Origin of the sequence: Paenibacillus xanthanilyticus, from assembly GCF_042682185.1 — a bacterium.
GTDB lineage: Bacteria > Bacillota > Bacilli > Paenibacillales > Paenibacillaceae > Paenibacillus_Z > Paenibacillus_Z xanthanilyticus.
In genome coordinates, this window is record NZ_JBHUHA010000001.1 from 2,851,869 (window position 1) to 2,873,254 (window position 21,386).

The window sequence follows — 21,386 nt, forward strand, 5'->3', positions numbered from 1 at the left end:
GTGTCGCTTAAGCGCTTCTCGTTTCATGCGCGATCGGCTGCTGCTTACCTCGCATGAATCGCATTTCCAGCAGAGGCGCGAGCAAGACGAGGAAGCTGACGAGCAGATAGACCCATCGGATTGAGATCACATCGCCCAGATAACCGACGCCCAAATACACGAACAAGCTGATATACGAAATCAGCATCACCATCATGCTGTTGACCCGGCCGATAAACGCGGGTTCGATCTCCAATTGAATGAGCGTCTCGTTATGAATGCGATTGCTCACCACGAAGAAGCCGAGCAGCAGGTACCCGATGATGGCCTGAATGAGATGCGCGGACGTCAAAAAGATAATCATCGAGAGCGCGATCATCAGCATGCTGAAGCGCCCGTATGAGACGAGCTTCATCCGCTTCAGGACCGACGCGAGCATGTAGCTGCCCGCGATCGCGCCGATCGCCCAAGCCGCTTCGATATAGCCGAACCCGGTTGCGCCTACTTTGAGATCCCGCTCGGTAAATACCGGCAGCAGCGTATTGCACACGAACAGCGTGATATAGCCGAAGATTTGAATGATGGCCAGCCCGATAACCTGGGGACGCGACCTCATATAGGCTAACCCTTCCAGCCAATCCTTCTTCAAGCTGGAGGCGGAGGACGCGGAGGACGCCCCGTTCTTCTTGACGTCATAGACCATCGCAACCAGAGCGGTCAGTACACCGGATAAGGCGAACGTCACAATATTGATATAGATGACGATCATCGCCGAGAATGCGGAGATGAGCATGCCGCCTACGGCCGAACCCACCAGCATGCCCAATTGATTGGCGATGCCGAGTCTGGAATTGGCGCGCAGCAGCTGATTCTCAGGCACGATCGTGCGAATGAGCCCCATGGTAGCCGGCCAGTGGAACCGATCGCAGGCAGCCAGAATAAATTCCGTCGCGTAGATAATCCCGATCGGGATATCGCCTTGCATTGCGAACAACGGAAGCGCGCATAACGCCAAGGCGCGCAAGCCATCGCTGGTTACGCAGATATGTTTGAAGCTCCAGCGGTCTATATAGACACCCATCCAAGGCGAGACCAGAATGCCGGCAATACTGTGCACGAGCAGCAGCCAGCCGATAGAAGCCGCGGACCCGGTCATACTGAAGAGCAATAAACTCATGGCGATGAACTGCATGCCCGCCCCGATAGAAGAAATCAGGGAAGCCGCGAAGAACTTCCCCAATTGTCGATTGGCATATCGCGATAGAGATCGGTCCATCGTCATGGCCGATCATGCTGGGCCGTCACGGGCTGACTCACTTCGATCCGCAAGCTGGACCACCCGCGTTCAATCACTTCGACCGCTTCCGCCGTCGTGCTCCCCTCGGCCAAGATGAAGCCGTTGCGTTCCATGGATTTCGTGAAGGGCTTCGTCTCCTCCCCCTGCTGGACGTCGATTTGATATTTGACCACGCCGGGCTGTTGACCAAGGGCGTCTACGCCATCCAGGGCGGTCACCTTGCCCGGCGGCAGCTGCAGGTAGCGGATCGCCGCCGCCTTTCCGGTGAACCCATGATCGAGATTCGGCCGGTCGCTCAGGAAACCGTTGAACGTCTGGGTAAATAAATCGAAGCCGTACACGCGCTCTACCATCTCGAAGATATAATCGCCGCCGACGCGCGTATGCGTCTCCACGACGAACATCCCCTCCTCGGCCACGATGATCTCCGTATGCGACGGTCCGTATTGATGGCCGATCAAATCCATGAGCGCCGCAGACAGATGCTTCGCCTCTTCGATGATGTGCGCCGGCAGGGAAGAGGGCATATTATGTCCCGTCTCGACGAAATTCGGCGCGCCCGTCGTGAACTTATCCGTGACGGCGATGATCGTATGCTGCCCGTTCCACGTGAACCCTTCCACGCTCACCTCGGTGCCCGCTATGTACTTCTCCACCAGGATGTCGCCGCCGGCGTAGGCAGATTTAATTTGCTGAAGGGCAGGCGCGATCTGCTGCGCTTCCGTAATTTTGTGAATTTGAGCGCTGCCCGTCCCGTAGCTCGGCTTCAGGATGACCGGCAGCCGATGCGCATCGATAAATTCGAGGACATCGGCCGGCTCCGTAACCAGCGCGTACGGAATGGACGGGAAGTTGTTCGCCTTCATAAAGGCTCTCATCTTCCCTTTGTCCCTCGTCGTCAGGACAGGAAACAGCGGATTGCCGGGCAGATTCAATTTTTCCTTAAGCTGGGCTGCCGTCAGCACTCCCATCTCTTGGAAGGAAACGACGCAGTCGTACGGCTTCTTCCGATGCCACACTTCGAATAGATCGAGCAGATCCGGATCGTCCAATTCGGCTGTTATCAGCTCTTCGATATAAGCCAAATCTTCGAACTTGATTTTGCTCTTCTCCTGCACCAGCGTCACTGCCAGCCCGCAGGCATGGGCTTTGCGATAAATATCGGTCCATCCTCCGATCATCAGCATCCGTTTCGCTGCTTTATCGGCTTTCATAACTGATCACCTCGCTCCTCATTTCCGTCCGGATCGAGTCCTCGAAGGTCTCGCGGCGGATGACTAATCGGGAATCCCCGTCTTTCGCGAATACGACGGCTGGGCACATAAACCGGTTATAACGGTTAAACATCGCGTACGTGTAAGCGCCCGTGCACTGCACGGCCAACACATCGCCGGTCGCCACCTCCGGCAGATGAACGCGCTCCATCAACATATCCGTCTCGCAATGACGGCCGAAAATCCGGACCGGCTTTACGCTTCGGCCATCCGAACCCGGGTTGGCCGCGGCCAACACATGATGATGCGCCTCGTACATAATCGGTCTCGGGTTGTCCGACAACCCGCCGTCTACCGACAGGAACGCGCGCACGTCCTGACTTTCCGGCACCGGCTTGATCGGACCTACGGTATAGAGCGTTGTCCCGTATTCGGCCACGACCGAGCGTCCCGGTTCGATGCCGAAGACGACGTCTTGCTCGCACAGCGGAACGACCTTCTCCCGGAAGACGGGCATGATGCCGTCCGCCCACTGCCTCGGCGTCGGCGGGGTCGCATGACCGGAATAGTTCACGCCCATTCCGCCCCCCATCGTAATGCTGGAAGGCTTCCAGTCGTAAGCGCGCGTCACGTCTTGGAGGAAGATGGCTACTTGCTCCAACGCCTGCCGGTGATACTTCACGTCCTGAATTTGCGAGCCCAGATGAAAGTGAATGCCCCTCAACATCAGCGAAGGGGATTGAAGAATGGCCTCGATCGCGCGACCGGCGGCGCCGTCATGGATCGCAAGGCCGAATTTGGATTCCAGATGTCCGGTCGTATACTTGGGATCGGAGTTAACGTTAATGCCGAGGTTCAGGCGGACATCGACCGCTTGCAGCTTGCCTTGGCCGCGGGCTTCCCGCTCGATCAGCTGCACTTCCTCCAGACAATCGACGACGAGCGTTCGGACGCCGCTGGCGATTGCCAGCTTGATCTCATCCGCCGTCTTGTAATTCCCGTGGAAGGTGATGCGGGAAGCCGGAGCGCCGGCCCACAAGGCTAGACGAAGCTCGCCCTCGGAGACGACGTCCAGACTCATCCCTTCCTCCCGGACGAGCTGCACCATCCCGCCGATCATGAACGCCTTGGAGGCATAAGCCACATCGACGTGATCCCAATGCGCTCGGAAGCTGCGGACATAATCCCTGCACTTCTGACGGACGGCCTCTTCATCGATCACATATAATGGCGTCCCGTATTGCTTGGCCAGCGCCACCGTATCGCAGCCGCCGATCTCCAGATGCCCTTCTTGGTTGATTCGTTGCGTTCCATAGATAAACAGATCGATCGCTCCCATCTGATGGAATTAGCCCGTATTCGAATCCATTCCCCACGATCGTCAGGCGAAATAAGTGCCCTCGGCCAATAGACTGACATTGCCCTCCATGCTCAACATGCGATCCATCGGATTCCATTCCACGCGCACGCAGCCCTTGGGCGTCAGCACCTCCGACTCCGTCGGCCAATTCGGTGTTCGCATCGCGACGGCCATGACGGCAGCAGCCGATCCGGTCGCGCAGCCCTCCACCACGCCGACGCCCCGCTCCCACGGCAGCACCCGGATGACCCCATGATCGACCACGGAGGCAAACATGACATTCGTCCCCCCGTCATACGTGGATTCGAAGCGAGGTCCTTCCTCGGTTAAATTGACGGCGTCCAAATCGGTCAGAATGACCAAATGAGGAGAACCGACCACATATTGATAGCGCGATTCCGCTTCCTGCTTGCTGATCAGCGGATCTTGATCCAGGCGGATCACCGCATTGAATTTCATCCCGTCCGTGTCGGCCAACCGATGCGTCACCGTCGCGCCCTTCGCCTGGATGACGATATCCCGGTCCTTCAGGTGGGGGCGGTTCACATACGCGAAAGCCGCCACGCAGCGCGCGCCGTTGCCGCACATGGGCGCTTCCGTTCCGTCCGCATTGAAGACGCGCATGCGGACCGTGCTTTCATCCAGCCATTCCGCCGTGAGCAAGCCGTCGCTTCCAAGCCCGACTCTCCGGGAACAGATGCTTTGGACGTCCACGGGATGTTGATTGGAGCTTTCAACCACGATATAACTATTCCCCTCAGCCTCGAATTTCCAGAATTGCATGGACAGCCCTCCAATATTGTCTTGGTTATTCGTTCTCGCTCTAGCTAAACCAAATAGGGCACCTTGGGCTTCGTAACGACGGTGACTTCGACGGATTCGCATACGGTTTGCGCCATTTCGATGCATTGCCGCTCGGTGTCCGCGCACGTCAGCACCGAGAGCAGGGTGTCGTTATTGGACGAGGTGGACGAGACGAACCGGCTCTGAGGCGCATGGTTCATCACCCAAACCGGCCCTTCCTCGCTCGACTGCAGCGATTGAATATCAATCGAGATGTAGCCTTGGGTCGGCGGGTAATATTCGAACAAGGTCGCGATTCTCTCCGCTTGGGTATTCGCCGTGAATTCGCCCGTCTCGAAGAAGGACGCGATCGACGCGAAAATATTGACCGACATCGCCTGATTGATGAGCCAGTAGCAAGGGAAGCCGAACAACCGCGGATTGACCTCCAGAATATACAGCTGACCGTCGTTATCCATAATGTATTCGATGTGGCAAGGGCCGAAATCGAATTCGAACCGTTCGATGAAAGCGTATGTTTCTTTGATCACCGCTTCGGCTTCGACGCCCCGATAAGGGAAGATAAACCCGGACTCCACAAAGCTTGGCGGTTCCCCCAAGTAGCGGTTCGTCACGCCGAGCATGTGAATGCCATGGCGGTCTTTAATGAACTCGCAGCTGTAGATCGGACCCGGCACATACTCTTCCAGCAAATACGCGCGGTTCTCCACGACCCCTTTCGTAAACCGGGACAAAAGCTTCAGCGTCTCATAGGCTTCTCTTAATTCTTCGGAGGTGTAGATTAGCCGAATGCCTTCGGATTGGTTGCCGTTCACGGGCTTGAAGACAAGCGCCTTATTCATGCCGGCGAGGAATTCCTCGCCCTCCTCGACAGAGCGGCACAGACGGAAGGCCGGCGTCTTGAACCCCAGCTGCGTCTGTTTCTCGCGGAACGCATGCTTATTGCGCAGCGTCTCGGCAAGATCGGGGTCCAGGTTATGGTAACCCTTCTGGCGGCAATAGCGGGTGACGAGCGGAATCATGAAGTCGCCGGTCGTAAATACGCACGCAACCGTATACTTCAACTCCAGCTCCTCCATCTGCCGTTCAAAGAACGCCGGATCGAATAGGTTCTTGTCGCGGATCACCTCGACGGCCATGTCCACGTATTCCTGAACATTTCGATACATGCCCGACGTCAAATACACCACCGCGTAACCCGCCTGCGTCAAGTCGCGAATTTCATAGGCATGATTGCCGGATTCGACAAGGACGACGACTTTCGTGCTCACGCCGTCACCCCGTAATGATCCAGCGTGTTCATGATGCTGCGGATCGATGCGAAGTTGTCCAGCGACAAGTGCTCCTCTTGGAATTGAATGTTCAATTTCTTCTCGAGTTCCACCAACAAACGAACCGTCGTAATCGAATCGAGGCCTTCATGGCTTAAATTCGTATGCTCGTCCAGTTCGACTTTTCGTTTCAACACGTCCACGACGGCTTGTTGAACCACTTCAAACAAGGCTTTCTCCGAGGCATTCATCATCATGAATTGTCCTTTCTATAGCGAATATGGAAATGAATAATTGCGGGCGATGTCCGGCGCTAGGCGCTATGAAACCGAAGTTGCTTCCATGACGGCCTTCGCGATCCGATCTCGATTATGCGCGCTATCCGTTTGCCCCAAATCGAACATCGGCGAGCGAAGGAGGCCGTACAGGTTCGCGAGCGGATGACCGGAAAGTATGGACGAGATGCCGGTAATTTTCATGGCGAGATGCAAGATTTTCCGGGTGGTATCAACCGCGTACTCCATCGTTATCAGCCCCGTATCCGCTGCCAACCGCCTGTCCCCGCCTTGTTCGCCGAACAATCGATTGAGCCGGTCGGCGTACGTCGACAGCTGAGATTCGCACGTTTCCAGCAGGATGGCGGCATCCGCCACTAGGAACTGCGTCCCCGGAAAACGGCTAAGCGGCAATCCCCACTGCGGAACATGGGAGGCTTTCGCCGACTCGCACGCGCAAGCTAGAGCGGACCTTGCGATGCCGAGATAAATCGCGCTTACGTTCAACCGATGGAGCAGCGCGAAGTTGTCCAGGATCTCCGACTCGGACGAAGCGAACAGGACCGTCTCGTCGGCCTGGACGAATACGTCCTGCAATTGAACATGGCCGCGCCCGAAATTCATCCCCTCTGCTTCATTCGCGTTCATGGCATCCGAATCGCGGCTCAAGACAACGCCCCGCGCCGTGACCGGGATGACGGCGAACGCGAATTCCGGCTGTTCGCCCGGATGGACGATCCGCCCGCAGACCGGCACGTAATGCACGCGCGAATCCAGATGAAGCTGGCCGCTCGTGCCGTTGAATCGAAATCCGCCTTCCGTCGGCGTCGCAAGAAAAGACGAGCTATTCGGCTCGTTCGGATCCATGTCATGGAGGCCAGCGAATAAATGCCCGTTGTTCCGAACCTCTGCGAAATAGCGGTTTGCCGGCAGATCGGACGGCATGAGGCGAAGCCCCCATGCGGCGGTCAGGTGCATCGCCAATCGAATCGCGGCGGGCAGATCCCCGGCCGCTAGATCCGCGATACGCCGGGCATAATCTACCGCGCACGAGAGTTCGTCGCCGAAAGGCCGGGAAAGGGTCCATTTATGAGCCTCCTGGAGGATGAGCTCCTCCATGCGAGTCGATACGGAGCTGGTCAGCTCGCGAATAGTCACGAATTCACACCCTTTACGAATAAATTTGTTCGAGCTGCGCGATCGGCCAATTCCGAACGTCGTCGCCATGACGATGACAAAGCGCTTGAACCCAACGGTCGATCCCGAATCCCACGCAGCCGGTGTACACCGACTCGCCCTCGGCTCCCGTAATTTGAAACTTTCTGGCGATTACGTCGCCGCTGTGGTTAAAGGAGCTGATGGCGGAAGAATGATTGCCGCACTGCGCGATCAGCTCGTATTTGGCGCTGGACAACAGTTGGAACGTTAATTTATCCAGCCCGTCCGACGTGAAGAACGGATCATTCGCGGTTTGGACGGCGCCCTGCAGCCCCAACCGCACGAACAGCTCCCATACGTCTTCGATGATGCGCTGCCGAATTTCGGTAATGTCCGAGGACGTGCCGATCATGACGATTTCCCGCATGGTGAATTCATTCCGCCGGAACGCGTTCAAGCGCCACTTCGCCTCATGCCGGAAGCATCTTCCTTCCGCCGTATAGAGGCGCACGCCGTTCACCTGCTGGCCGGATAGCTCCTCGTATACGTGATAGCAAATACAGGGCTGCAAGTAATAAGGGGACTTCTGGAACACCGTATCCATATGCCGGTGGGCGGATTCCAACACATCGAATTGATGCGGAATTTCGGCGACGGCATACACGTTCTGCGGGAAATTCGTGTGATAGCCGCACGTATGCATTACCTGCTTGGGCAGCAAGGTCGGGTATCGGCGTTCGACGGCCTTATGCTTGCGGGCGATGCCCAAGAACAACTCGTCCAGCAGCTGATAAGCGCTCGGATCGACGGCGTTATGGTCGCGGGATAAGGAGACGGATTGTTCCCTCGCCGAGGTAAAATGCGACTTCAGCGTGCGAACCGGAATCGATTTGTAGTCCGCGATTTTGCCCACGATGGTTTCGAATTGCGCTTGGAGATAGGCTTCGATTTGCTCCATTCCCACCTGGAACGAAATCAACAGGTCGTCCTGTTCGATCGTCACCGATGTAATGCCGGGCGTCACGTAGGACACTTGCTCAATGAGCAGTCCCCGCTTTTGATCGTCAAAGGATTCCGGGATCGCCAGTTTAAGTACCATAAATCCTAACACCACCTTGATCGAATAGTGAGTACGCCTAATTTTTGCTTCGCGATAATCTCTTTCAGGACGTCGCTGCGCGGAAGGTGAAAGGTGTTCGCCTTTACGTCGCGGTACAGCTTGTACAGCAAGGATTGCGGCTGCATCGCTTGAACGCCCATCGTATCGACGGCCAGCTCGACGATGCGTTCGGCCGAGGTGAGCACGTACTCCTTCGTGATCAGGCTGACCGAGGTAATATCAGGCGCCGGCTCGCCTTGAAGATACGATTCGACCAGCTGGCAGTACCGGTTCAACTGGGATTCGCTCGTATCGAGCAGAATTTTCATTTCGGCCAGCTTCTGACGCAAGCCGAACGCCCTGCTCGCAAACTCGGATATCGAAGGCGCGATCGCTTGGGCAACATGTTCAAGCGCCGTTTTGGCCACGGCAAAATAAACCGAGCTAATACCGATGCGAAACAGATACGGAAAGATATCCATATCCAGCGGGATCTCGGCATTTCGTGAAATGATGCGCTCCGTCGGCAGGAACACCTGCTTCAGTTCGACCGTGTTGCTGTGCGTCTCGCTCATCGCGATCGTATCCCAGTCTTTCTTGACGCTTACGCCGGGGTCCGACTTATGCACCATGGCAAAAATAATCTCGTTCTCTTGGGTGTCCGGATTGCGCGTAATGCTCATGATGGGCAAAAACTGAACAAATGGCTCGAGCGAAACATAGGGCCGGATGCCGTTCACGAGGACGCCGCCGTCCACGAACGTCATTTTCACCGGGAATTTGTCGGGATTGATGTCGGAAAGCTTTCTAAAATAAAGCACAGGGTCATTGGGGGATGCAAAAAGCGAGTTGCGGGAAGAGACTTCTTGGAAGTAATGGCCGCGGTCGAAATCGGTTTGAATGCGGGAGAGTCCCCATACCGTCAGCAGGTGCATCGACATGCTAAGCGCTAACGAGGGATTGTGCCCCGCAATACGGACGAGCATGTCCTTATACTGCGAAGGCGAATAGGCTTGGCCATAGGGGGAAGGAAGAGTGGCCTTATGGATGCCTTGCTCAATGAGATCGTTGACGGACAACGACAAATACGTCAAATAATTCCCCTCCATGTCCTCGTAGATTTTGGATGGTGTATTTGATTCGGATAAGCACGTTTTGAATTGTAACATCACCAACAAGGAATTACACCATTTTACTTCTTTTTAATATTTTGGAATCTAGAAGGCGCACCTCCCCCTTGAAATGCTCCAAAATGTTACAACAGCTCTCCTCCTTGAAGCCATCATTCAGCAGGGTGGGCCGCAGCATTTCCTAGCTGGAACTCCCACTCCCTTTGGTTTTCGAGCGTTTCAAGAAAGATTTTTGAGAGTTTTTTGAAAGTTATTTGATACTCTACGTATCATAACATATAACCAGGAAATGTCATCCTTCTTTTCACGAAATTCTCTCTCGTTAATTTTCCTGTCATTGCATGTACGCAATGGAAGATGCGATGGCTATAGACCGATAGACTAGCCCATCAAAAAAGAGGGACCCTGAGCCTCCTACCATAGTCGCATTGCCTAACTCCTCCAAACTCCGAATAGCCCGTCAGCCCCCCTGCTTCCTTCGGTAGTCGGTCGGCGATAGGCCGTCGCGCTTCTTGAACGCCTTGCTGAACGGATAGACGTCCGAGTACCCGCAAGCCCTCGCGATATCCGTGACCGAATCATCCGTGAAACGGAGACGGCGGACGGCATGCCCGTCATTGCCGTGATGATTCTATGATACGCTGTCGGCCATTGGAATTCGTACTTCAGCGCGTTGATTTATTTGCGCGACCGGGAGTTGTTCCCGCTTCAGCTGGTGCTCCGGGAAATTTCTCATTTCCAACAGCACTGATAATATGACGACCGGCGCGGCCGCCGGCGATCGGATCGGCGCGCTCAAGGAGTAAGTGGAGCGGCGCGGAGATAGCGGATATGCAGGCATAAAAGCCCTCCCCGGCACGAAATCTCGTGCCGGGGAGGGCTCTATGCATAGCCGCGTCTATTGCTTCGATCTACGAGCCGAAGTAGCTTTCGTAAAGATCGTCGTATTCGCCTTGGCCTTCGCCTTCATATTCATCGTCGTACTCCGATGGTTCCGGATACGCGATCCGGTTCGCCTCGTCTGCCAGCCCCATCGCCTTCAGCTGCTCCTGCAAATAAGCGATGACCTTGCTGTTCCCCTCCCAGAGGTACCTATACTGCGCATCCCGAAGGAACGCCAGCTTGTCCAGCGTCGAGGCCTCATCGAAGAATACCTTCACGTCCGCGCGGTGCACGCCATCCTCGTATTCCTCGAAGTCGAAAGCCAGCCGCTTGGCCGAATCCGCCTCGGGTCCGTCGTACACGACGCCGAGACCGTCTTCCGTGGCGGCGGCAATCTGCTGCTTGCGTTCTTTGCCCAACTGATTCAAGTAGGCGTGCACGTCCCCGATCGGCTTCAGGGCAAAACGTTCGCGGACGATGCGCATGACGTCTTTTTCTTTCGCCGTCAGCGAGCTTTCCACCTCTTCCGCCTCTTCCTGCAGCGCCGCATAATCCGCTTTGCTCATTTGCGTATCCAAGTAATGCGCGCCCAGCGTCTCATAAGCCAGAAGCTGCATGAATTCGCGGAAATTGCGGGCGACGATCTGCACGGGGTCGTCCTCATACGGCGTGACGCGGACAATGACCGCTTCATCAAGGCTGCGCACGGTGCCGAAATCGGTCAGAAATCCGTAATGCACCTCGTCGTCCCAATCTTCGAGCGCGAACGGGATGACGTCGATCGGCGTGGATTCGTAGCGATAGCCGATTCCGAACTCCGCGAAATTCGGACCGAGGAGACCGCCGCCCAACAGCATCTTCTTCTCCCGAAGTTCTTCTTCCAGCGCGATCGTCTGCTTCAGCATGTCGGGCACTTCGTACTTGCCGTAATTCTGCTTCACCGCCTGCTCCAGCTGCGCCTTGTCCGCAGGCGTCTCGACATCGGCCTCCGCGCTGTAGGACAATTTAGTCTTGCCCGTGCCATTCAGCCGGATGCGGTATTCGCCGGCAGGTTCCCCGTTATCGTTGATCGCGTAGGTGAGCCAATCGCCGAATACGGCGCGGATGTAAAACTCCTGATCGCCGACGAGTCCGGACAGCACGGTTTGCGCGCCGGTGCCGTCGGTTTTCACCCGAATGAGACGTTGATTCAGTTCATGCCACTCTGTTTGATAATAAACCCAGCCGTCCTTCACGAACACCAGATTGCTGTGCCCTTTGGTGATCGGAACGGGCTTCCCGCCCGACAGCTTCACTTTGTAGATCGGACCGTAATAATAGTAGCTCGACAGCCAGTCTTCTGCGGCCGGATTCGCTTTCGTGCTGTAGTACAACCAGTCGCCTTCCACGAAAGGACTGCTGACTTCCGCCTGATTCAGCACCCGCTTGCCGCCGCCGTCGGTCGTCAGCCGGACCAGATGTTCGTCGTGATTGAGGTAGACGATCTGATCCTGCGAGATTGTAATACTGCCTCGCTGATACATCGAGTAGTACTTCACCGGGCCCATCGTTTTGTTCATCTGCTGGACCGGTCTATAGTAGTCGCCGGCCAGCTTCTTCTTGTTCTTGCCGTCCAGTCCAACCCGGTACAGCGCGTATGTCTCGCCCTCTTCCACCGTGTAGAACAGCGTATTCTTATGGATGGTGAAGCTCGCAAAATCGATCTTCCCGTTATCGGCCGTTACGACGGTCGGCTGCTTGCCGGCCAGCGTGGCCTTCTTGATCGTGCCGCTCTGGTAAACGCCGTCTTTCACCGTACCGGTCCAATAGAGGACGGAGTCGCCGATCATGTCGATAATGAAGGCATTCGGATTCTGCACGAGCTGCTTGATGAACGCCGGCTTGTTCGACGCCGGGATCATGTTGTGATCCGCGTACCGATAGTCCACCATTCTCGAGTAGTTATACGGCTGAATAAGAAGCTCGCTCGCCTTCACCTCCTGCACGGAGGAGCCGTCGGCCTTCTTCTTCATTAGCTTGGCGGTATCCGATGCGGCATCGTATTCCTGATAATAGATCCACCCGTCGGCACTCGCCCCCGTAACGGATGGCATCTCGGCCAATGCCGCGGCGAAGGCATCCGGCGATTTGCCGTTCGCGGCCGTCGCTGCAGCAGCCTCCGCAAGCGTCGGCGAGACCCATAACAGCAATCCCGCCAGTAGGCATAATACGCGTTGCAACCCTTTCATCTCTATTCCCCCATGTTGTGGATAATGCTAGCATCGACATCATACAACATTCGACAGGGAATGTGTGCAAGAAATAGGAAAAGACCGAGAATTTCCCGGTCTTTCCCGCGTCCTTCCCGGTCTTATCCTGTTCTTCTGTCCATTTTCCTCGACCGCGAGGTTAATAGGGACTACTTGCCAAGATTTGCGCTCCACGCCTCAATGAGTGCGTTAACGCTCCGATGGAGCGTTGCCTTAGCTTGATCGGATGCCTCTTCCGGCGTTTTCCCTTTATTCAGCTGCTTCAGCAAAAGGTCCAGATGCTTGATCCCTTGTTTCCAATCCGGCTTCTTCTTGTCGACCGCATCGGCAGCATGCTCAAGCTCTTTATCCAACTGCCTCCAGGTGTTCTCGTCTAACTGCCCGGCTGAGCCAAACCAATCCAGCAGCTGACCGATGGCAGGCGCGATAATGGGGGCAGGCAGAACCGTGAAATTGTCGTAGCTCGTTTCATTCATGAATGTCCGCATGCCGACCTTGCCGTGCGTGAACGGACTGCCGCTGCGGTCCGTATAGTCGATAACCGGCGTGCTCCTATCATCGACGTAGACTTGAATGCGGGCACCCTGCGCAACGACTTTCACATGCTTCCATTGCCCTGTCCTCACCTCGAGCGGCGCCCCTGTCAAATAGGTCCAGCCATAATTTAGCTTGCCGAGATGAACGCCTTGTTTGTTCAGGTACACGACATAGCCTTGTACGAAGTCCGCATTGTTCTGATTCAGCTCCTTGCCGTGAGCCGGGTTGCTCGCCCGGAGCAGAATGCCTCCGTCGCCGGAATCGCTGATCAGCCTGATATCGGACTCCACGCTGTAATTCGACCAGTTGGCATCCCCGATCGTCGTCTTCGCGAAGCTGCCGACCGCCGCCTGATACTCGCCGGCATGAGCAACCTTCGGTACGATCGGATTCTGGTGAACCCGTATGCCCTGGAAGTCGAAATCGCCTTTGACGGTTTCGACCTTCAAGGTATGCGCGCCCGCCGGGAGATGGACGCCTTGCTTCGTTGTCGTTGCCCAATCCTCCCAGGTGACGGAATTCGGAATATCGACTTCACCGGTGAGATCGGTTGCATCGTCGAGCCACAGCCGCACCTTCGCGCCGTCCATCGATGTGGCGGTCACGAAATCGACGTTGTACACGCCGGCCTCGGCAATCTCTACGTTGTAGGCCAGCCATTCGCCGGTCGCATTCCATCCCACATTGTAGCTGCCGCCCGCATTCCGGCGGATGTCGACCGCATCATTGCGGTATTCCGTGCCGATGTTGGCGGGAGTCAGATCATGGTAGCCCATACCTTCGCCGCCTGCCCGATAATCAGCGGCTTGGATAAATCCAGGCAGCGCGTGCGGCTGATCGAATCGGGTGAGCGACAGTCTCGTCATGTCGAACTCGCCTTTGACGATTTCGACCTTCAGTTCATGATCGCCGGCCGGCAGCCGGATACCGGATTTCGTCGCCGATTTCCACGTATTCCAGTCGCCGGAAGCAGGGACGGTAAGGATGCCTGTCAAATCCGTCTTGTCATCCAGCCATAACCGGACCTGCGCATCCGCGAATGTCGTAGCCGCCCACAAGTCCAGGTCGTACAGTCCCTCTTCCGCGACGCGGATGTTGTACTTCAGCCATTCGCCGGTTTGATTCCAGCCTACGATCTGATCGCCGGATGCAGCGGATCGAATATCGACCTTATCTGCTCGGTATTTGCCCCCTATGTTCGCAGGCGTCAAGTCATGGTAGCCAACGCCTTCACCGCCGGGCTTGTAATGTTCGGCTTCGATGACGCCGGGTACCGGTATCGGCTGATCCGTCCTCGTCAGCGCTATACCCGCAAAATCAAATTCTCCGCGAACGGTCTCGGCTTTCAGCGTATGTTTGCCCGCCGGCAGCGCAACACCGGATTGGAGCACCACATTCCAGATGTTCCAGTCGCCGGTCTTCGGTATGTCCACGATACCGGTCAGATCCGTCGTATCGTCCAGCCACAGCCGGATCTGGCCTCCATCCAGCGTAGTCGCCACTTTGAATTCGGCGTTATAGGTTCCGGCTTCCGCTACGTCAATGTTAAACTTCAGCCATTCGCCCGCCTGGTTCCAGCCGACGTTGTAACCGCCGCCGGCCGGATTGGAGCGAACGTCGACCGAATCTCCCCGGTACTGGCCCCCGATGTTTTGGAGTGTAAGCTCATGATAACCGACGCCTTCGCCGCCGGAGATATAATGAACCGTGCCGATCGCGCCCGGGATCGGATGATAGGCATCGTAATCCTGCTCCTCCTCGGCCATGTCGGTCTTCACGCGCCAGAAACCTTCATACCGGTTCCAGCCATCATCCTGGCCATCATCGAAGTTATCGTAGAGAACAGGAACGTCCGCGTGCCGGTGGAACGTCAGCTTATCCAGTGAAGTCGCGCCCGATACGGCAGCGACCTTCAAGATATGGACGCCTGCCGGCAGTTGTACCCCATTCAGCTGTGCGGTCTGCCATCCTGCACTAGCGGCGTCCGCGTCCTCTTCCAGCTCAACCTCGCCCAGCGGCTGCCCGCCATCCAGCGTGAGCTGCACCTTGCTGCCCCGCGCCGCATCCGCATAAGAAAGATCGATATCGTAGCTGCCCGTCTCCGCGATGTTCAGCCGATATTGCAGCCATTCGCCTTTCTCGAATGCGGCGATATATGACGCCCCGTCATCCGCTTTGCCCGTATCCATGGCTTCTCCGCGGTAATCGCCGCTTGTCCCCGGCGTCTGGTCGTGATACCCGACCCCTTCGCCGCCTGACAAGTAATGGACGGCCTCGACTTGGCCCGGAACCGGCTTCGCGGCGTCAAAATCGCTGCTGCCGTTCACGTCGTTGCTGAAAGCGGCGTAGCCGAAATTCGCCTTCGCGTTCTCCGTGACGTAACCGATGCCGCCGCCGCCCAGCATCGCGCCGCGCGTCTGCTTCAGCATGCCGTCGACGTAGATCTTGAATGTATCGCCTGCTTTCTCAACCCGGATCTGATGCAGCTTCGTATAATCGTATCCTTCCGGCAGCGAGCTCTCTTCCCATCCCATATCGGCGCCGTTCACCCGGAACTGCGTCCAGAGCGAATTGCTCGCCGGATCTAACAGCGCCGTGCCAAAGTTATTCTCATCCTGGTATGAGAATACGGTCCCAAGCCGCGAGCTGCCGGTATCGCCGGGCTCTGCCAACTGCAGGTTGAATTCTGCCGTATAGCTGCTTGCGGCCGAAGCCGTGGTCACCAGTCTGCGCGTACCGCCGGCTTGCTGCCGCAGAACGCCGGAATCAACGCTCCAGCTGCCGCCGTCCGCATTCGTCCACGCCGGGCCGAGCTCCGCGCGATTGAAGCGGTCTTCGAAATCCGGCATCTCCGGATCCGGCTGCTCGGTTGTCGTCGGTCCGAGCACCGACATGTTATCCCCATTAAACACGATCCGGTCCATCCCCATATGGCGAAGAGGTCCGACAATGCCCTGTCCCTCGAGATTGTGATAGATCATATAGCGAGCGTCCAGATTCGGACCTACGACAACCGTATTATGGCCGAGACCGACCGTCGCACCTTCCGTGCTGATCAGAATCGGGTTATCCGAATCACGCACGAAGCCCGTGAGCGGGCCCGCGCTGACCGCGTAGTCGACCCGATAGCCTTTGCTGAATACATGGTTGCCGGTATACGTCATATAGTATTTGCCGTCGCGCTTGAACAGGGTAGAACCTTCGGTCCAACCGTTCATATTGGCGCCTGTATGGACGCTGTCGCCAATTGTCGTCGGCGTAGGCATCGGAGCCGCCAGAATCCCCGCTCCGTTCGCATAATAGAAATACCATTGGCCATCATCGTCGATAAAGACGTTGCCATCGATCGAATGGCCCAAATTACCCGTCTGCACGGTGAACGGACCGGTCGGGCTCTCACTGCGCAGCACGTAATGGCCATTGCCAGCGGGAGAGGTATACATGTAGAAATATCCGTTCCAGTACACGACTTCGGGAGCGTAGGCGCCCTTCGTTACCGGATCGGTTGCGGCCAATCCGCCATAGCTCCAATGGACAAGGTCCGGCGAGCTCCACACTTTGACTCCGATATCGGTATCTCTCGTGCTTACATACAAATAATACATACCGTTAAACTTCATCACGTAAGGGTCGCCAAGTCCATATTGTCCCCACTCGTCCGGCAGCACTGCCGGATTCTTATAGGCGGATGCCGCCTGAGGGGCAAACAAGAGCAGCACGCACAGCATGGCCGCTATACTTCGTTTCAACAGCAAACGTATCACCTCATCGATTAAATTAAAGCGCTTACATTTATCATTGCCTTTCAGCTGACTGATCGTGATGATCTTCCCCGAACACCATTGTCTCCTCACCTCGTTTCATTCCAATCCTCTAATATATCGAGAGTATATCGGCGTTTTCTAGGCAAAGTCAATGATTTGTTTCAATAATATTGAATGATTCAATGAATTTTTTGAATTTTAAACATTAAAAACAATAATTTTGTAATAAATAGATGACGAGGAGGAAGTGAATCGACAGGGGATCAGTCCCATAACGAATATAAAAAAGAGCTGTCCATGACAGCTCTTCCAGACGCCCGGCGTATGAACCGATGAAGATGGCGCTCATGACGGTCTGGATTGAGCGCCATCCGTACATGACTGAAGAAGATGGTTTAAGAGGCCGTTAGATTGGTCATCCGATTGATTTCGTCGAAATTCGCTTTAACCGTAAGCTCGGCCGTAAAGGCTGTTATACTGTCCTTGGATTCATTGGTGGTAAAGCCTTTATCTTTCAGATAGAAGCTCAGCGCTTTTCGGTGATCGAGCTCAAAGGTTTGAATCAGCTGCGGAAATACGGTCAGCACCTGTTCGGGGTGCTTCTTCAAGTCCTCTTCCATGAGATCAATCGTGAAAAAGGCGGTTCCCGCGCCATAATTGCCCGCATAATAAAAACGGCTTTTAAACATGCCGGAAGCAATGCTTGCCAGTACATGTCCTTCATAATTAGTCGCGAAAACCTTCGTCTGCGTCAGTTCGGGAATATTGTTCTTCATGCCGTAGGCTTTCAGGAGATGGGCTTGTTTTAAAATATTCGGGGATATCTGTGCCTGCGTGTTTGCCCATGCCCATAACCAGGTGTCGGATTGGTGCGAGACACTGCCCAACATTTGAATGGGGAACGTCAAATCCGACCCGAAGGTCGCGGTTCCTACCGTCATATCCACATTCCAATCCAAGTCCGCGATCGTATCGCCGATTGCGAATTGCTTTTCAATGGCGGCACCGCCGTATCGCTCGATTAATTGTTGCAGCGATGAAAAATCCTCGGTTGCATGTAACTCGTTCTTGTCCAGGAGTACCGTCTGTTGCGGTTTCTTCAAAAAATCAAACCATCCCATTTATTCACCTGCTTCGATTTTGTTCCGGGTTAACACCCAAGTTCTACCATAGTAGCTTCGAAAGAATATTGCAATAAATTTCCTGATGCTGGGAACGCGTAAAAGTGTTTAAATAGCGAGATGATTTCGCGCATGCAAAAGGGGGCCAACGTCATTGGGTTGACGATTTGGCCCCCTTTTTGAACGCAATCCATTATTCCAGCTCCGAACAGATCTAACTATAGTCACATCGTACTTAGCCGCAGCTCATACATATACTGCACGACCGGATGCTTTAAATGGATTTTCTCGCGCATGGTTAACAATCGTTTTTTGCCGACTCTTCTGTCCGCCAATGCCAGGATATTCAACAAGATCTCCTTGCTCTCGAGGCTCTCTTCAATCGGCTTGGACAAAAATTGATTCGCGACGACCATAAAGTTGGATTTGCTTAATGCAGACTGCGCGGATATGAGCTCCTTGGCAAGCGCTGCTATTTTTCGGCCTCGTGCCATGACGTGCAGACGTTCCTCCGGAACGAGCCCGTTGGTTTCTTTTCGGACCGCTTCAATGTCGTCCTGATGGATCGGGATTTGGAGCTGCGCATCATTTTTGATTTCCTGCTCCGTCTGATACCATCGGATGGAAGTCGTAACATCACTCATATTGAAGACGTTCTTTTTATCTACGGCAATATAACAAAGCCCTGCTTTGTCGGGTAAATAACGGTAGCCGGTGGCCCGGTACTCGAACCTCCCCGCTAGCGCGGGCGTAAGAAAACTCTCCAGCTGCTGCTTCACTTTGCTCCAGGACATGTAAACCTCCAATGATTCCTACTTCGTGCTTTTTCAAGCGCCGCTTTATTACCCATCATACAATAACCAGCTTCGCACGAATACCGGCAAACGGATACCAGTGGAGACGGAGGGCTTGTTCCATCGATCGCAGCGCAGCAAGCCTCTCCCAACAGGAAGAGGCTTCATGACTGACTTCAACAAGGCGATTCCGCCTGTTTCGCAACAAATGCTACGCGCCGTTAATCGCTACGTTCTGATTCCCCAAAATAAACCGGTTCTCTCTCCAAGCCAACGTGTTCAAGACATATCCCAGCGCGTCCGCGTTATATCTCCCGGCGATTTTTTGGTAGGCCAGCAGCTCATAGACCTGGTTGCCATCGAAATCGACCGGATACAATCCGCTAAGCGGATTCACAAATCCGCTAATAGGCTGCTTCAGCTTCCCGCTATCGTCATAAATTTCGTTTAAATAATCAACGCCTTTGTAGGACAGATCAAGGATATAGGTCAAATTGTTCGCCATACTGACGACCTCGACTTTGTAATTATCCTTATAAGTAACCTGGTATTTAAAGGTCTCGTTGTACACGTTAAAATCGAAAATCGCCAGCGGTGTGCCGTTTACGAACGAATAGATATAGTGAATCATCATTCCTCCGCTGCCGCCGGAATCGATGCTGATCAAAATATCCGGGATTCTGTTCCCCGTAAAGTCGCCTAGAAATAATCTTGGATTATATCCCGCGTTATCTTTCAGCGCTACATGGGTCACATGGCCGCTGCCGCCATCTCGGACGACCAGCGTGATGTTCTGTATAAACGGGCTATCTTGCGTTCGCACCCCCGTGAGATAGACATAATCGGCGATGCCGTCGCCGGTTACATCTCCCGAGGCAAAAGAAACGATACTTGGTTCGCCTGCAACCGCCCTAAAATAGTAAGGATACATAGTTTTCTCCTTTTATAAGGATTTAATGTTTTCTACATCGTATGGGCGAATACGCAGGTGGTTACAAATTTCGTTGTCTTGTGTTCATAGGCGCGCCGTAGGCATCCGTCCAACTCAAACGTTGACCCTGGGCATAAACTGGTTGTAAGTCTACTTACAACGAGGAGTGAACGTCTACTATGGGATTTATACAACCGCCCCCCCTTTTCCCCACGGTTGGTCTTCAAAATTGTTTGTACCGCTTCACCTACATTTGGCTTAGAGACGGAGACAATTTCTGGTTCTTTTTAACGACCGTAGGGGAATCCAGCGCCTATGGCTATCGGTTCTTCGGCGGAAGATGGAATCCCTATTCGATTGCATTAAGAGATATTGTTTCCTTCAACTGTTCCCCGACGCCAACGCTGTTTTAACCTGCCGCGCCTGACCTTCTGCCTCGCCAATCGCGAACGCCAACAAGCCTCTTCCAATCGGAAGAGGCTTGTTGGCTGCGAGCGCATCGGGGCAATACAAACCTCATCATCCCCGTCGAAACCTTGTGAGATACCAATTTTTTTGTTTTAATATCAATTTTTCAACCTCTTTGTTGAAGGCTCTTCCGCTTTTGAATTTTTGTAGTAATATCAAATTACAACAAATTTTCCAATACCTCCAGCGGTTTCAAGCTTCCCATTCAGATGGATTCTAATCCGACCCTCTTCCCAGAGAGGCGCGGTTCGGATCGAATATTCCTTTACAGGAAAGGGGGTGAAACTTAATGAAGCTCTTCAAAAAATCCATCCTTGCTACGGGAGCGCTGGCACTGGCGCTGAGCCTTCCCGTATCTGCTTTCGCACAAGAGTCCAAATATGTAGACTTTGGGATTTGGAGAAATCAATGCGGACCTAGCACCTATTATTCGGATGCACAAGGTTTCAGCGGCGTTGTGTATCTGTATGACGGGGGCGGCTGGCAATATAACGGCCCTTATGTTCCTGGCGCAATGTATTACTGCAAATTCGCGGGAACGGTATACAAGCAATAATAAGCCCGGTGGGCGGGTGTTCTAGATTCATAACCAGGCAGCTCTCTCAAGTGAACCACTTGCAGAGGGCTGCCTTTTTCTCGCTATCCGTTCCGTTGGCGCAGATCTGCGTACCTCCCGCTTCGTCCGCGTTCACCTAGTTGTCGTCGTCTTTTGGGATCGTGATATAGTGAGCCGGGACTAGCAATCCGACAAGCACCAGCGCAAGCATGCCGAAGAAGTAAAGGTAGATGGCCATCGTATCCATTATTTAACGCCTCCATTCAGGGTTTGACCGGTCGGATAGGTTTTATCCATCGGTTCCATGTCCAGTGCGCCCTTTACCAGAATACCCATGATAACGATCAGCGCCGCGTTGAATCCCATGATGACGAACATCACTTCCATTTCCCTCACTCCTCCAAAAACGGTTTATAAGCGTATTGTAGCCTTCCTACCGCGTAAGGGATGTGATATTGATCACAACCTAAAATAATAAAAAAACGATCACAGTCCGA

General features: G+C 54.5%; 16 protein-coding genes and 2 pseudogenes. 2 read left to right on the forward strand and 16 right to left on the reverse strand.

Annotated elements, in window-relative coordinates:
* Window positions 1-7: 7 nt before the first annotated feature.
* The 10 genes and pseudogenes from ACFSKT_RS12035 to ACFSKT_RS12080 form a co-directional block, all read right to left on the reverse strand.
* Window positions 8-1,261 (reverse strand): MFS transporter, encoded by a 1,254-nt coding sequence (locus ACFSKT_RS12035; RefSeq protein WP_377721252.1) that lies wholly within the window; start codon window positions 1,259-1,261, stop codon window positions 8-10.
* Window positions 1,258-2,490 (reverse strand): ATP-grasp domain-containing protein, encoded by a 1,233-nt coding sequence (locus ACFSKT_RS12040; protein ID WP_377721253.1) that lies wholly within the window; start codon window positions 2,488-2,490, stop codon window positions 1,258-1,260. Before ACFSKT_RS12040 ends, ACFSKT_RS12035 begins: the two co-directional genes overlap by 4 nt.
* The gene (gene lysA, locus ACFSKT_RS12045; RefSeq protein WP_377721254.1) at window positions 2,477-3,829 is read right to left on the reverse strand and encodes a diaminopimelate decarboxylase; all 1,353 of its coding nucleotides are present in this window, start codon (window positions 3,827-3,829) and stop codon (window positions 2,477-2,479) included. The genes ACFSKT_RS12040 and lysA overlap by 14 nt, the downstream gene beginning before the upstream one ends.
* A 42-nt stretch (window positions 3,830-3,871) precedes the next feature.
* Entirely contained in the window at window positions 3,872-4,633 is a 762-nt protein-coding gene (dapF, locus tag ACFSKT_RS12050; protein WP_377721255.1) for a diaminopimelate epimerase, read from the reverse strand.
* Between the two features lie 44 nt (window positions 4,634-4,677).
* A complete protein-coding gene (locus tag ACFSKT_RS12055) occupies window positions 4,678-5,925 on the reverse strand; it encodes an ATP-grasp domain-containing protein (protein WP_377721256.1) in 1,248 nt (415 codons plus the stop codon).
* Entirely contained in the window at window positions 5,922-6,182 is a 261-nt protein-coding gene (locus ACFSKT_RS12060) for an acyl carrier protein (protein ID WP_377721257.1), read from the reverse strand. The genes ACFSKT_RS12055 and ACFSKT_RS12060 overlap by 4 nt, the downstream gene beginning before the upstream one ends.
* A 63-nt stretch (window positions 6,183-6,245) precedes the next feature.
* A complete protein-coding gene (locus ACFSKT_RS12065) occupies window positions 6,246-7,358 on the reverse strand; it encodes a hypothetical protein (RefSeq protein WP_377721258.1) in 1,113 nt (370 codons plus the stop codon).
* A gap of 13 nt (window positions 7,359-7,371) precedes the next feature.
* Entirely contained in the window at window positions 7,372-8,457 is a 1,086-nt protein-coding gene (locus ACFSKT_RS12070) for an aminoacyl--tRNA ligase-related protein (RefSeq protein ID WP_377721259.1), read from the reverse strand.
* A gap of 5 nt (window positions 8,458-8,462) precedes the next feature.
* Window positions 8,463-9,551, reverse strand: a complete 1,089-nt coding sequence (locus ACFSKT_RS12075) for an acyl-CoA dehydrogenase family protein (RefSeq protein WP_377721260.1) — start codon at window positions 9,549-9,551, stop codon at window positions 8,463-8,465.
* A gap of 496 nt (window positions 9,552-10,047) precedes the next feature.
* Window positions 10,048-10,161, reverse strand: a pseudogene (locus ACFSKT_RS12080) (helix-turn-helix domain-containing protein); the annotation flags it as partial.
* Window positions 10,162-10,194: 33 nt separating this feature from the next.
* Between ACFSKT_RS12080 and ACFSKT_RS12085 the strand changes: the two are divergent.
* Window positions 10,195-10,375 (forward strand): annotated as a pseudogene (locus ACFSKT_RS12085) (carbohydrate ABC transporter permease); the annotation flags it as partial.
* Window positions 10,376-10,498: 123 nt separating this feature from the next.
* On the opposite strand, the gene ACFSKT_RS12090 reads toward ACFSKT_RS12085, so the two are convergent.
* The 5 genes from ACFSKT_RS12090 to ACFSKT_RS12110 form a co-directional block, all read right to left on the reverse strand.
* Entirely contained in the window at window positions 10,499-12,697 is a 2,199-nt protein-coding gene (locus ACFSKT_RS12090) for a DUF5050 domain-containing protein (protein WP_377721261.1), read from the reverse strand.
* A gap of 170 nt (window positions 12,698-12,867) precedes the next feature.
* On the reverse strand, window positions 12,868-17,004 hold the full coding sequence (locus tag ACFSKT_RS12095; RefSeq protein ID WP_377721262.1) for a carbohydrate-binding protein: 4,137 nt from the start codon (window positions 17,002-17,004) through the stop codon (window positions 12,868-12,870).
* Between the two features lie 410 nt (window positions 17,005-17,414).
* Window positions 17,415-18,140, reverse strand: a complete 726-nt coding sequence (locus ACFSKT_RS12100) for a DUF6882 domain-containing protein (RefSeq protein ID WP_377721263.1) — start codon at window positions 18,138-18,140, stop codon at window positions 17,415-17,417.
* 224 nt (window positions 18,141-18,364) lie between these two features.
* Entirely contained in the window at window positions 18,365-18,934 is a 570-nt protein-coding gene (locus ACFSKT_RS12105) for an SF0329 family protein (RefSeq protein ID WP_377721264.1), read from the reverse strand.
* A 211-nt stretch (window positions 18,935-19,145) separates the two neighbouring features.
* Entirely contained in the window at window positions 19,146-19,865 is a 720-nt protein-coding gene (locus ACFSKT_RS12110; protein WP_377721265.1) for a VCBS repeat-containing protein, read from the reverse strand.
* Window positions 19,866-20,622: 757 nt separating this feature from the next.
* Here ACFSKT_RS12110 and ACFSKT_RS12115 point away from each other — a divergent pair.
* Window positions 20,623-20,889, forward strand: a complete 267-nt coding sequence (locus ACFSKT_RS12115) for a hypothetical protein (protein ID WP_377721266.1) — start codon at window positions 20,623-20,625, stop codon at window positions 20,887-20,889.
* A 246-nt stretch (window positions 20,890-21,135) separates the two neighbouring features.
* Here the strand turns inward: ACFSKT_RS12115 and ACFSKT_RS12120 are convergent, their stop codons facing one another.
* Window positions 21,136-21,276, reverse strand: coding sequence for a hypothetical protein (locus ACFSKT_RS12120; RefSeq protein ID WP_377721267.1), 141 nt, complete (start codon window positions 21,274-21,276; stop codon window positions 21,136-21,138).
* Window positions 21,277-21,386 lie beyond the last annotated feature (110 nt).